9 protein-coding genes are annotated in these 12,515 nt (G+C 65.0%); 7 read left to right on the top strand and 2 right to left on the bottom strand.

All coding sequences use genetic code 11. The features are described from left to right. The first annotated feature begins 220 nt into the window (after window positions 1–220). Window positions 221–2,422 (top strand): methyl-accepting chemotaxis protein, encoded by a 2,202-nt coding sequence (locus tag ACXAEH_RS06105; protein WP_475031575.1) that lies wholly within the window; start codon window positions 221–223, stop codon window positions 2,420–2,422. Window positions 2,423–2,497: 75 nt separating this feature from the next. Here the strand turns inward: ACXAEH_RS06105 and aroB are convergent, their stop codons facing one another. Continuing rightward, a complete protein-coding gene (aroB, locus tag ACXAEH_RS06110; protein ID WP_475031576.1) occupies window positions 2,498–3,604 on the bottom strand; it encodes a 3-dehydroquinate synthase in 1,107 nt (368 codons plus the stop codon). Next, window positions 3,604–4,206: a shikimate kinase gene (locus ACXAEH_RS06115; protein WP_475031577.1), complete on the bottom strand. Its 603-nt coding sequence runs from the start codon at window positions 4,204–4,206 to the stop codon at window positions 3,604–3,606. Before ACXAEH_RS06115 ends, aroB begins: the two co-directional genes overlap by 1 nt. A gap of 81 nt (window positions 4,207–4,287) precedes the next feature. Here ACXAEH_RS06115 and ACXAEH_RS06120 point away from each other — a divergent pair, with 81 nt between their 5' ends. The 6 genes from ACXAEH_RS06120 to ACXAEH_RS06145 all read left to right on the top strand — a co-directional run bounded on the left by ACXAEH_RS06120 (window position 4,288) and on the right by ACXAEH_RS06145 (window position 12,440). Next, the gene (locus ACXAEH_RS06120; RefSeq protein WP_164982734.1) at window positions 4,288–4,437 is read left to right on the top strand and encodes a hypothetical protein; all 150 of its coding nucleotides are present in this window, start codon (window positions 4,288–4,290) and stop codon (window positions 4,435–4,437) included. Then, a complete protein-coding gene (locus ACXAEH_RS06125) occupies window positions 4,427–5,944 on the top strand; it encodes a hypothetical protein (RefSeq protein ID WP_475031578.1) in 1,518 nt (505 codons plus the stop codon). Before ACXAEH_RS06120 ends, ACXAEH_RS06125 begins: the two co-directional genes overlap by 11 nt. 1 nt (window position 5,945) lies before the next feature. Continuing rightward, window positions 5,946–6,887 (top strand): site-specific tyrosine recombinase XerD, encoded by a 942-nt coding sequence (locus ACXAEH_RS06130; protein ID WP_475031579.1) that lies wholly within the window; start codon window positions 5,946–5,948, stop codon window positions 6,885–6,887. Between the two features lie 77 nt (window positions 6,888–6,964). Further along, window positions 6,965–8,266 (top strand): HlyC/CorC family transporter, encoded by a 1,302-nt coding sequence (locus ACXAEH_RS06135; protein ID WP_475031580.1) that lies wholly within the window; start codon window positions 6,965–6,967, stop codon window positions 8,264–8,266. Window positions 8,267–8,279: 13 nt separating this feature from the next. Then, complete coding sequence (locus ACXAEH_RS06140; RefSeq protein ID WP_475031581.1) at window positions 8,280–9,914, top strand: MFS transporter; 1,635 nt, start codon at window positions 8,280–8,282, stop codon at window positions 9,912–9,914. A 108-nt stretch (window positions 9,915–10,022) separates the two neighbouring features. After that, entirely contained in the window at window positions 10,023–12,440 is a 2,418-nt protein-coding gene (locus tag ACXAEH_RS06145) for a GcvT family protein (protein WP_475031582.1), read from the top strand. Window positions 12,441–12,515: the final 75 nt, after the last annotated feature.

Genomic DNA, 12,515 nt, shown 5'->3' on the forward strand with positions numbered 1-12,515 from the left:
CCCGGGAACACCGCAGCTGTCCCTCTTCTTCTCGGTTGTTTTTATTGAAAAATACCTGCCTTCACTGCACCGGCCCTGCCGCCGGGCCCAAATCTCTGACAGCCTGGCAAGGCCGTTGCCGGACGTCATTCCGGAACGCGCGCTGGGTAGCTGAATATTAAGACACATCCTGCATGTTGAATTCAACTATTGAGAAAATGAGTAACAAGGAAACAGATGTATGGGTATGCGTTTCTTGCAGCATCTTTCGATCAAGGTGAAGATCGCGATGCTCCTGGCGGCACCACTGCTGCTTAGCCTTTGGTTCATGGGAACCAAGCTGAATGAACTTTACCAGCGGGCTCAGGTGAACACCGCGCTTGCGGGCGAACTGCTCGAAAGCATGAGCGGCCTGGTCCATACCCTGCAAGTCGAACGCGGGATGAGCGCCGCCTATCTTGGCGGGGACTCCGCAACTGTTCCGGATGCCCTGGCAAAGATCAGGCTTTCCAACGACACAGCCATGGCGGACTATCTGGCCAAGCTTGAAACCGTCGACCGCGACGGCCTCAGCACCGAAGCCCTTCAGACCTTCCGGGTGGCCCAGACCGAACTTGGCCGCAAGAAGGAGATCCGTCAGCAGATCTCCAGCCGCACAATACCGTTGCGCAATGCGGTCGAATACTACACCGGCCTCAATACCGCGCTGATCCAGTCCGGCCTTTCTGTGGCACAGAAAATCGATGACCCGCGGATTTCCCAGGAGGCCGTGGCCTTGTCGCTGTTCCTGCGGGCCAAGGATGCTGCGGGCCTGGAGCGGGCCGCCGGTGCGGTTGGGTTTTCCAATCAATGGACGCCGGCCGACCTGCAGAACTTCGTTTCGACCCATGAACGCTTCAAAGAACGCCTGGACCGTTTCCTGGACTTTGCCACCATAGAAGACCGCAACGCGGTTGCAGAGCTCAGCAAAGCGCCAGAGATGAAAATCTTCAACGACATCCGTGAAGCCGTGCTGACCGGTGGCGACACCTCCGGCTATGATGCAAAGTCCTGGTTTGCAGCGGCAACCGGCATGCTGAAGGTCCTGCGCAGCAAAGAAGGTATTCTGATCGCACACCTGCAAGAAGACATGGCGGCCTATGACGCCAACAACAAGCTGCTGCTGGCCGAGATGCTGATTTTCACCGGCGTACTCCTCTTCGGAGTCGTTGCCCTAACCCTGGTGATCGCCCGCGACATGACCAAGGGGCTCGGCGTGCTGAACAACGCCCTGAAACAGCTGGCCAGCGGTGATGTGAATGCCGACGTGGCCGGCGCCGGGCGCCGCGACGAAATCGGTTCTGTGGCGCGCAATGTTGTCGCCCTGCGAACGGTTACCCAGGAAAAGCAGGAAGAGGAAAAGCGTCTCGACACCAAGCGCCGCGAGGAAATCCTCGATGTTGCCCGCCGTATTGGCGCGGCGCTGATGGATCTGCAGAACATGCGGCTGGACAACCCGATTGTCGAGTACTTCCCGGAAGAGTTCAAATCGATCCGGATGGACTTCAACGACTCGCTGAAATCCCTGGCCGGGGCGGTCTCCGCCATTGGCGAACTGACCAGCAGCGTCGACGAAAGCACCAAGTCGATCGCCGAGGCGTCGATGGATCTGGCCCACCGCACAGAGGCGGAATTGGCCACGCTGGAGAAGACCACCCATGCGATGAACGTGCTGACCAGCAGCGTGCAGCAATCGGCCGACAACGCCGGGCGCGCCGAGCGGCTGGCCGACAGCGCCCAGAACGGCGTCAAATCCTGCGACGAGGTGGTGAAGAACACCATTGTCGCGATGGACAAGCTGCAGGAATCCTCGCAGGAGATCTCCCAGATCACCAAGGTGATCCAGGACATCGCCTTCCAGACCAACCTGCTGGCTCTGAACGCCGGGGTTGAGGCCGCAAGGGCCGGCGAGGCGGGCCGCGGCTTTGCCGTGGTTGCCAGCGAAGTCCGCATGCTGGCGCAGCGCTGCGCCGATGCGGTGCAGCAGATCGACGAACTGACCGCGCGCAGCTCCGAACAGGTCAAGAACGGCGCCTCCCTGGTGGACCAGGCCGGCCAGGCGATGGCCACGGTGAATGAGCAGGTCGGGGAAATTTCCACCCTGGTTGTGGAAATTGCCGGCAATATCAAGGAGCAGTCGGTGCAGATGGGCGACGTCAACACCGCCGTTGGCGAGCTGGAAGTGATGGCGCAGCAGAACGCGGCCATGGCGGAACAGACCACCGCTGCAACCACCTCGCTGTCCGAACAGGCGCAGGACCTGCGGGCCCAGGTGCAGCAGTTCACAGTCGGCGATCTCAGCGACTTCGGCAGCCCGCCCGCGGCAGCCGCGCCGCAGCCGCCGCTTGCGATCGACTTCGATGAGGGGGATCCGGGGTTTGATGCGGACAGCGCGGCTGCCTGAGCCCGCCCCTGTCATCACGGGCCGAAAATACAGGGCAGCCGCAGCGGCTGCCCTGTCTGCTGTTCCGGTTCAGATTCAGGCGCCGGCGCTGCGCAGCACCTCCAGCACCGCTGCGGGCGGCACGTCGCCGGTCACAAAAGCTTCGCCAATGCCGCGCGCCAGGATGAAGCGCAGCTGGCCGGCCACCACTTTCTTGTCCTGCCCCATCAGGTCCAGCAGCGCTTCGGCCCCCGGCAGATCGCCAGGGATATCGGCCAGATCGGTCTTCATGCCCATGGCCTTCAGATGCGCCCGCACCCGGCTCGGATCCTCCTGCGAACACAGGCCCAGCTTCGACGACAGCTCAAACGCCAGCGCACAGCCGATCGCCACACCCTCGCCATGCAGCAGCCGGTCCGAATAGCCAGTTGCCGCCTCCAGCGCATGGCAAAAGGTATGGCCCAGGTTCAGCAGCGCCCGGTCGCCCTGCTCGGTCTCGTCGCGCACCACGATATCCGCCTTCATCTGCACCGAGCGCGCCACCGCCTCAACCCGCGCCGCCGCATCGCCCTCCGCCAGGGCAGGCCCATGCTCTTCGAGCCAGGCAAAGAACTCCGCATCCCCCAGCAGGCCGTATTTCACCACCTCGCCATAGCCGGACAGGAAATCGCGCGGCGTCAGGGTTTCCAGCACCGAGGTATCCGCCAGCACCAGCGACGGCTGGTGGAAAGCCCCGATCAGGTTCTTGCCCTGCGGCGCGTTGATGCCGGTCTTGCCGCCGACCGAGCTGTCAACCTGCGCCAAAAGCGACGTCGGGATCTGCACAAAGCGCACCCCGCGGCGCAGCACGGAGGCAGCAAAGCCCGCCAGATCGCCAATGACCCCGCCGCCAAAGGCGACAACCACATCGCCGCGCTCGACCTTCTGCTCCAGCAGCCACTCCACCGAACGGGAAAACTGCGGCCAGCCCTTGGTGGCCTCGCCCGGCGGCAGCGCCAGCGCCTCCATGGCAATGCCTGCCGCGGCCAGGCCAGCGCGCAGGGCCTCCAGGTGCTTCTCCGCCACCGTCTCATCGGTCAGCACCGCCACCTGCGGCCGCTTCAGCAGCGGCTTGATCCGCTCCCCCGCCTGCGCCAGCAGCCCGGGCGCAATCACCACGTCATAGGCGCGCTCGCCCAGAGGCACATGCACAACACGTTCCATCACTTCCACTCCAATACGTCGGGGCGCGCCTTCAGCGCCTCCAGCACGCGGTCAACCATGGTTTCAATCGCCGCCTGCCCGTCCGAGACGACAGCCAGATCCGCCTGCGAATAATAGGGAACCCGCGCCTGGTACAGGCCGCTGAGCGTCGCACGCGGATCGGCGGTGCGCAGCAGCGGCCGGGTATCGCGGTGGCGCACCCGGTTCCACAGCACCTCGAGGTCCGCGTTCAGCCAGACCGAAACCCCCTTGGCCGTGATCACCTCACGGTTTTCCTCCGCCAGGAAGGCGCCGCCGCCGGTCGACAGGACGCCGCGCTCCTCCTCCAGCAGCCGCGCAATCACCTGGCGCTCCTTCTGGCGGAAAAACGGCTCGCCGTCGCGGGCGAAAATCTCGGGGATCGTCATATTGGCAGCGGCCTCGATCTCATGGTCGCTGTCCAGAAAGGGCACGTTCAGCCGGGCCGCCAAAGCACGGCCCACGGCGGTCTTGCCGGCCCCCATCATTCCCACCATCACGATGGTCTTTTTCAGTTTCCCCGGCACCTTCTCTGACACCGGGCTTGCAGCCTCCTGGCCGCGGCTTTGCTCTTTTTCGCTCATTCTTCAGTGAATGACGTGATCTTGCGGAAAAGGCCATATATAACTTGAGCAAAAGAGCAGGAAACAGGCATTGGACACGATATGGGGCGATTGATTAAGTATCTGGTCTATCTAGCGGTTCTCGCCGCGATCGGGCTGGTGGGCTATGCCTATGTCGGCCCCTGGTTCGGCGCCGATTTCCGTGCGCCCGCCACCGAGGTGCGCAAGCCGGTGGTGCTGAATGCGGATTAAGGCGGCCGCGGCCGGGGTCATGCTGGCAGGCCAGGCGCTTGCCAATGAGCCCCTGGCGGCAATCGACTGGCTGAACCAGCCGCAACCGCGCAGCGACCTGCCCGGAACCGTGCTGCTGGAGCCGCCGGTGACCGGCACCGCGGCGCTGCCGCCGGTTTCGGTGACCCCCCTGGAAACACTGCTGCCCCCCGTTGGCCTGGTGCCGCCGTCGGCCACCGGCCTGCCGGCCGATTTGTGGCGCGGCAGCAATGCGGCGGAGATCGCGCAACTGATCGGGACCGTTCCGGTGCGCCGCAGCCCCGCCATGCAGGCGCTGCTGTTCACCCTGCTGCTGTCAGAGACGCGCCCGCCGGCCACTGCCGGGGACCGGATCCTGCTGGCACGTCTCGACCGGCTGCTGGCGCTGGGGGCAACCGATCCGTCCCAGGCGCTGGCCGAACACGCAGGCCCCGCCGCCAGCAAGGCCCGGTTCAAACGCTGGTTCGACGCCACCCTTCTCACCGGCAGCGAGGACAAGCCCTGCGCGGCGCTGACCGCGTCCCCCCACCTGTCGGACGATTACGCCACCCGGATCTTCTGCGCTGCACGGCGCGGCGACTGGCCAACCGCGGCACTGATGCTGGAAACCGCCCATGCGCTGGAGCTGCTGCCGCAAGCGCAGATGGAGCTGCTGGACCGTTTCCTGAACCCGGACCTGTTTGAGCTGGCCGCGCCTCTGCGCCGGCCGTCCGATCCGGACCCGCTGACCTTCCGCCTGTTCGAAACCATTGGCGAGGCGATGCCCACGGCGCCGCTGCCGCCTGCCTTTGCTGCCGCCGATCTGCGTGACATCGCGGGCTGGAAGGCGCAGTTGGAGGCCGCCGAGCGGCTGGCCCGCGGCGGTGCGCTCAACCCCAATCAATATCTCGGCCTGTTCAGCGCCCGCAAACCTGCCGCTTCGGGCGGCATCTGGGACCGGGTCGCAGCGGTGCAGCGGCTGGAGGCCGACCTCAGCTCCGGCAGCGCCGGGGCGCTGGCCCGCTCTTTGCCCCGGGCCTGGGCCGCCATGCAGCAGGCGGGCACCGAAACCGTCTTTGCCGATCTCTTTGCCGAGCCCTTGGCCCGGACCGAACTGACCGGACCCGCCCAGGCGCTGGCCTGGCGCATCCGCCTCTTGTCGCCGCTTTATGAGCTTGCCGCCCATGACACCCCGCCCGCAGGCGCAGAGGAGCAGTTCCTGGCCGCCCTCGCCCGGGGCCGCCCCGCAGATGCCGCCGCACCATCGCAGATTGGCGACGCCATCACCCGCGGGTTTTCTGCGCCGCCGCCCGTCCCGCCGCAAATCCGGCAGCTTCTGGACAATGGACAGCTGGGTGAAGCCATCCTGCGCAGCATGATGCTGTTTGCCCGGGGCGCCGACGGCAACCTGGGCGACCTGACCTCGGCGCTGGCCGCCTTCCGCGCGGTCGGACTGGAGGACACCGCCCGCCGGGCGGCGCTGCAATTGATGCTGCTGGAGCGGCAGTGACATGGCCGCCCCCCGCGACAATCTGCAATGGATCTCCACTTTCCTGGACGCCCAGGCCGCCGAGACCGGCGCTTCGCAGAACACCCTGCTGGCTTATGGCCGGGATCTCAAGGACCTGACCGCCTGGCTGGAACACCGCAAACTGGACTTCCTCACCGCGGCCCAGGACAATATCGAGGCCTATCTCATCAGCTGCGACGCCCAGGGTCTTTCCCGCGCCACCCGGGCACGGCGGCTGTCGGCGGTCAAGCAAATCTACCGCTTTGCCTTCGAGGAAGGCTGGCGCGAGGACAACCCTGCGATCCAGATCCGCGGTCCCGGCCGCGAGAAACGGCTGCCGAAAACGCTGGAAGTGATCGAGGTCGACCGCCTGCTGGAGGCCGCCCGCAAAACCGGCCGCACCACCGCCGACCGCCTGCGCAACACCTGCCTGATGGAGCTGCTTTACGCCACCGGCATGCGGGTGACCGAACTGGTGTCGCTGCCGGTCTCCGCCGCCCGCGGCGATCCCCGGATGCTGCTGATCATGGGCAAGGGCGGCAAGGAGCGCATGGTGCCGCTGTCGCCCCCTGCACGCGAGGCGCTGGCGCAATGGCTCTTGGTGCGGGATGAGGCCGAGGCTGAGCGCGAGGTCAAAGGCAAGCCCGGCTCTCGCTTCCTGTTCCCCTCCCGCGGCAAATCCGGCCACCTGACCCGGCACCGTTTCTATCTTCTGATCAAGGAGCTGGCGGTTACTGGCGGCGTTTCTCCGGACAAGGTCACCCCGCACACCCTGCGCCACGCCTTTGCCACGCACCTCCTGGCCAACGGCGCCGACCTGCGCGCGATCCAGGCGCTGCTGGGCCACGCCGACATCGCCACCACCGAGATTTACACCCATGTGCTGGACGCCCGGCTGCAAGAACTGGTGCTGGAGCACCACCCGCTGGCCAAAGACAACTGAGCACCGCTTGAAGCAGCGGCGCCAAGGCCCCATAAATACAGCGAAGATTCACAACTGACCGGACCTCTGGACCTCTCATGGACACTGCCTCCACCGTTCTCGACAGCGCCTTCTGGACAACTGCCGGGGCCATCGTGCTGCTTCTGGTGCTGTCCGGCTTCTTCTCGGGCTCCGAAACCGCGCTGACCGCCGCCTCGCGCGGCAAGCTGCGCACCCAGGCCGACAAGGGCTCACGCGGGGCGCAGCGCGCCCTGTCGATCACCGAAGACAATGAACGGCTGATCGGCTCTGTGCTCTTGGGCAACAACCTGGTCAATATCCTGGCCGCCTCGCTTGCCACCGCGCTGTTCACCCGCGCCTTTGGCGAAAGCGGCGTGGCGCTGGCCACCCTGGTGATGACCCTGCTGGTGCTGATCTTTGCCGAGGTTCTGCCCAAGACCTACGCCATCTCAAACGCCGAAAAGGCGGCCGCTGCGGTGGCGCCGGTGATCGGCTTCCTGGTCACCGTGCTGTCGCCCATCGTCGGCACCGTGCGGCTGCTGGTGCGCGGCGTCTTGCGCCTGTTCGGTGTGCGCATCGACCCCGACAGCCAGATCATGGCGGTGCGCGAGGAGATTGCCGGCGCGCTGCAGCTCGGCCATTCCGAAGGCGTGGTCGAAAAGGAAGACCGCGACCGAATCCTCGGCGCACTCGACCTCTCCGACCGCTTTGTCGAAGAAATCATGCTGCACCGCTCCAACATCGAGATGATCGACGCCGACGCAGAGCCCGAAACCATTCTGGAGCACTGCCTGCAAAGCCCCCATACCCGCCTGCCGGTCTTCCGCGGCGAGCAGGAGAACATCATCGGCGTGGTCCACGCCAAGGACCTGTTCCGCGCCATGTACAAACAGGCGGGCGGCGATGCTGAGCGGTTGAAATCATTTGATATCAGCAAGGTAGCCAAGGCACCTTACTTTGTCCCCGAAACCACCACCCTGGACGAGCAGATGCGGCAGTTCCTGCGGATGCGCTCGCATTTTGCGCTGGTGGTGGATGAATACGGCGCGCTGCAGGGGCTGATCACGCTGGAGGACATCCTTGAGGAAATCGTCGGCGAGATCACCGACGAATTCGACCCGGCCGAGGAAAACATCGTCAAGAAAACCGCCGACGGCTCCTATCTGGTCGAAGGTGCCGCCACCATCCGCGACGTGAACCGCGCAACCGAGTGGAACCTGCCGGACGACGAGGCCAACACCATCGCGGGCCTGGTCATCCACGAGGCGCAGATGATTCCGACCAAGGGCCAGGTGTTCTCCTTCCACGGCTTCCGGTTTGAGGTCACCGAGCGCGAAGGCAACCGGGTGACCGGGCTGAAAATCAGGCCGCTTTCTTGAGGAAGGGCCTGTCATGATCCGCACCGCAGCACTGGCACGCACCTGGTTCGACAGCATCATCCTTGAGCTGTTCCGTCAGATGCGCTGGTCGTTCCTGCCGCCGCTGCTGATCTATTTCGCCTATGGCGCGCAGGGCATCACCACCGTTGCCGCTTCGTTTTTCGTCAAGGAATACCTGGACTTATCCGCTGCCTTTCTGGCCGGTCTCGCGTTCTGGGTCGGCCTGCCCTGGGCGCTGAAGATGCCGCTCGGCCATCTGGTCGACCTGATCTGGCGCTGGAAATACCTGCTGATCCTGCTGGGTGCTGCACTGATGGCGGCCAGCTACGCCATCCTCGCCGCCATCGTTCTGGAACCCGCGATGATGTCCGCCGTGATGCCGCTCGGCTCCTGGTACGTGGCCTCAGCGCTGCTGGCCCCTTGCGGGTTTGTGCTGCAGGACGTGGTCGCCGACGCCATGTCAGTCGAGGCGGTGCCCCACACCGACCACCAGGGCCGCCCCCTGCCCGAGGCCGAGACCAAATCGCTGCACACCACCATGCAGACCTTCGGCCGCATCGCACTGATTGCCGGCTCCAGCGCTGCCGCCGCGCTGAACGTCGCCCTGTTCGACGGCGCCGGCGCGCTGCCGCAAGCGGACAAGGGTGCGCTTTACGGCTTTGTCTTCATCCTCGCCCTGCTGATCCCGGTGATTTCGCTGTCCGGCGTCGCCCTGGCAATCTGGCAGAAATGGCGCAAGGCCGCCCGGCTGCGCCGCGCCGGTGTGTCCGAGGCTGACATCCGCACCCGCCTCGACCTCCCGCGGGAACCGGTCACCCCGAACCACTGGTATTTCATTGGCGGCGGCGCCTTTGTGGCGCTGTCCCTCGCCGTCGGCCTGGGCGATGTGCCCTATTCGCAAGAGATCGTCTTTGCCGGTTCCATGGCCATCGTCCTGTTCCTGATGCGCCAGCTGGTCTCGGTCCTGCCGGTGGACCACGCCCGCGCCCTGATCGGCACCGCCATTATCATCTTTGCCTACCGCGCCACGCCCCTGCGCGGCCCAGGAGCCACTTGGTTCGAGATCGACGTGCTGGGGTTTGATCAGCAGTTCCTTTCGGTCCTTGCCCTGATCACCTCGCTGCTGACGCTGGCCGGCATGCTGATCTTCCGCCCGCTGATGGCCAGCCGCCCCATCGCCTGGATCGTTGCGTTCCTGGCGGTCACCGAGGCTGTCCTCAGCCTGCCCAACATCGCACTCTATTACGGCGCCCACCATTGGACAGCCACCATGACCGGCGGCGTGGTCGACGCCCGCTTCATCGCAATGGTCGACACCGCCGTCGAATCCCCGCTGGGCCAGGTCGCGATGATCCCGATGCTCGCCTGGATCGCCCGCAACGCGCCCTCCGGGCTCAAGGCCACCTTCTTTGCGGTCATGGCCTCCTTCACCAACCTGGCGCTCTCGGCCTCCAGCCTGGGCACCAAATATCTGAATGAAATCTTCGTGGTGACCCGTGAAGTCACAAATTCGGCGGGCGCCATCACCACCGCCGCCGACTATTCCCAGCTGGGCATGCTGCTGATCACCGTCGGCGTGATCCTCCTCGCAGCCCCCCTGACCGCGATTTTCGTGATCCAAAACAGCCGCTTCCGCACGTCCGAGTGACTTTTTCCTCCTCTGCGCCGCCTTCTGCGGCATGCGCAGCCGTTTTTCTGCTGGACTACTGCACACATATGTCCAGAATGCAGGCAACACCTATTCAGGGAGGCCCACATGAAAACCACCACACGCGTGGCAGTTATCGGCGGCGGCGTCGTCGGCTGCTCAGTCCTGTATCACCTGACCAAGCTCGGCTGGTCCGACGTCATGCTGATCGAACGCTCGGAGCTCACCTCCGGCTCCACCTGGCACGCGGCAGGCGGTTTCCACACCCTGAACGGCGACACCAACATGGCGGCGCTGCAGGGCTACACCATCAAGCTTTATAAAGAGCTGGAAGCAATCACCGGCATGTCCTGCGGCCTCCACCACGTCGGCGGCGTCACCCTGGCGGAAACCCAGGAGCGCTTCGACATGCTGAAGGCGGAGCGCGCCAAGCACCGCTTCATGGGGCTGGAGACCGAGATTGTCTCCCCCGAAGAGATCAAGAAGATCGCCCCTGTCACCAACACCGACGGCATTATCGGCGGTCTCTATGACCCGCTCGACGGCCACCTCGACCCCTCGGGGACAACCCACGCCTATGCCAAGGCCGCCCGCATGGGCGGCGCCACCATTGAAACCCACTGCAAGGTGATCGAGACCAACCAGCGCCCGGACGGCACCTGGGACGTGGTCACCAACAAGGGCACCGTGCACGCCGAGCATGTGGTCAACGCAGGCGGCCTCTGGGCCCGCGAGGTTGGCGCGATGGCTGGCGTCTACTTCCCGCTGCACCCGATGGAGCACCAGTATATCGTCACCGACGAGGTGCCGATGATCGCCGAGATCATCGACGGCGGCGGCGAGCACCCGCATGTGATGGACCCGGCCGGCGAAAGCTACCTCCGGCAAGAGGGCCGCGGCCTCTGCATCGGCTTCTACGAACAGCCCTGCAAACCCTGGGCGGTGGATGGCACGCCTTGGGACTTCGGCCATGAACTGCTGCCCGATGACTTCGACAAGATCGAAGACTCTATTGCCTTCGCTTACAAACGCTTCCCGGCGCTGGAGGCCGCAGGCGTCAAATCCGTGATCCACGGCCCCTTCACCTTTGCCCCCGACGGCAACCCGCTGGTCGGCCCGGTGCCTGGCATGCGCAACTACTGGTCCGCCTGCGCCGTCATGGCCGGCTTCTCCCAGGGCGGCGGCGTCGGGTTGATGCTGGCCCAGTGGATGGTCGAAGGCGAATGCGAGCGCGACACCTTCGCGATGGACTGCGCCCGTTTCGGCGACTGGATCACCCCGGGCTACACCCGCCCCAAAGTCATTGAAAACTATCAGAAACGCTTCTCCATCGCCTACCCGAACGAGGAGCTGCCCGCGGCCCGCCCGTTCCGCACCACCCCGATGTACGACATCTTTGACGGCATGGGCGCGGTCTGGGGCGCGCAATACGGCATCGAAGTCCCGAACTACTTCGCCGAAGGGGATGAACCCCGCTACGAGACCCCGTCTTTCCGCCGCTCCAACGCGTTCGAGGCCACCGCACGCGAAGTAAAAGCCGTGCGCGAAAACGTCGGCATCAACGAAGTCCACAACTTCGGCAAATACCTGATCAAAGGCGCCGGCGCCCGCGCCTGGCTCGACCGCATCATGGCAGGCCGGGTGCCGAAACCGGGCCGCCTGTCGCTGACCCCGATGCTATCGCCCAAGGGCCGCCTGATCGGCGATTTCACCATCTCTTGCCTCAGCGAGGAAGAGTTCCAGCTCACCGCCTCCTACGGCTCCCAAGCCTACCACATGCGCTGGTTCCTGCAGAACCTCGACGATGGTGTGAGCCTGGAAAACATCTCCGACACCCGCAACGGCTTCCAGATCGCAGGCCCCAAGGCGCGCGAGGTGCTGCAGGCCTGCACAAGGCAGGACGTCTCGGACATGCGCTTCATGGATGTGCGCCGCCTGACCGTGGGCATGGCCGACTGCATCGTGCAGCGGGTCAGCTACACCGGCGATCTGGGGTATGAGATCTACTGCGACCTGCCCTCGCAACGCGCCCTATGGGACGCGCTGTGGACCGCAGGCCAGCCGCACGGCATGAAACCCTTTGGCATGCGGGCGATGATGTCGCTGCGCCTGGACAAGTTCTTCGGCTCCTGGCTGCGGGAATTCTCCCCCGACTATACAGCGGCAGAAACCGGTCTCGACCGTTTCATCTCCTTCAAGAAGGAAGCGGATTTCATCGGCCGTGCCGCCGCCGAGGCCGAACGCGACGCAGGCCCCGCCCGCCAGCTCTGCGCCTTTGAGGTCGACGCAGACGACGCCGATGTGGTCGCCTATGAACCAATCTGGCTCGACGGCGCCGTGGCGGGCTTCTGCACCTCCGGCGGCTATTCGCACCACGCGCAGAAATCCATCGCGCTTGGCTTTGTTCCCACGGACCGCGCCCAGGCCGGCCTGGAAGTCGAGATCGAAATCCTCGGCAAGATGTACAAGGCCCGGCTGATCACCGAACCGCTGTTCGACGCCGATGGCGCCCGGATGCGCGGCTGAGCCACAAAAGCACTGGATTCAGGTCAGCCCGCCTGACCTGAATCCGCCCCGTTGCCACGGCAGCGCACGCTGACG

The sequence above is a fragment of the Leisingera sp. ABM4_060 genome (assembly GCF_056158765.1).

Bases quoted from the DNA above. Each gene is read 5' to 3' on its own strand.
- ACXAEH_RS06105 (WP_475031575.1), top strand. From the start codon at position 221: ATGGGTATGCGTTTCTTGCAGCATCTTTCGATCAAGGTGAAGATCGCG.
- aroB (WP_475031576.1), bottom strand. From the start codon at position 3,604: ATGGAACGTGTTGTGCATGTGCCTCTGGGCGAGCGCGCCTATGACGTG.
- ACXAEH_RS06115 (WP_475031577.1), bottom strand. From the start codon at position 4,206: ATGAGCGAAAAAGAGCAAAGCCGCGGCCAGGAGGCTGCAAGCCCGGTG.
- ACXAEH_RS06120 (WP_164982734.1), top strand. From the start codon at position 4,288: ATGGGGCGATTGATTAAGTATCTGGTCTATCTAGCGGTTCTCGCCGCG.
- ACXAEH_RS06125 (WP_475031578.1), top strand. From the start codon at position 4,427: ATGCGGATTAAGGCGGCCGCGGCCGGGGTCATGCTGGCAGGCCAGGCG.
- ACXAEH_RS06130 (WP_475031579.1), top strand. From the start codon at position 5,946: ATGGCCGCCCCCCGCGACAATCTGCAATGGATCTCCACTTTCCTGGAC.
- ACXAEH_RS06135 (WP_475031580.1), top strand. From the start codon at position 6,965: ATGGACACTGCCTCCACCGTTCTCGACAGCGCCTTCTGGACAACTGCC.
- ACXAEH_RS06140 (WP_475031581.1), top strand. From the start codon at position 8,280: ATGATCCGCACCGCAGCACTGGCACGCACCTGGTTCGACAGCATCATC.
- ACXAEH_RS06145 (WP_475031582.1), top strand. From the start codon at position 10,023: ATGAAAACCACCACACGCGTGGCAGTTATCGGCGGCGGCGTCGTCGGC.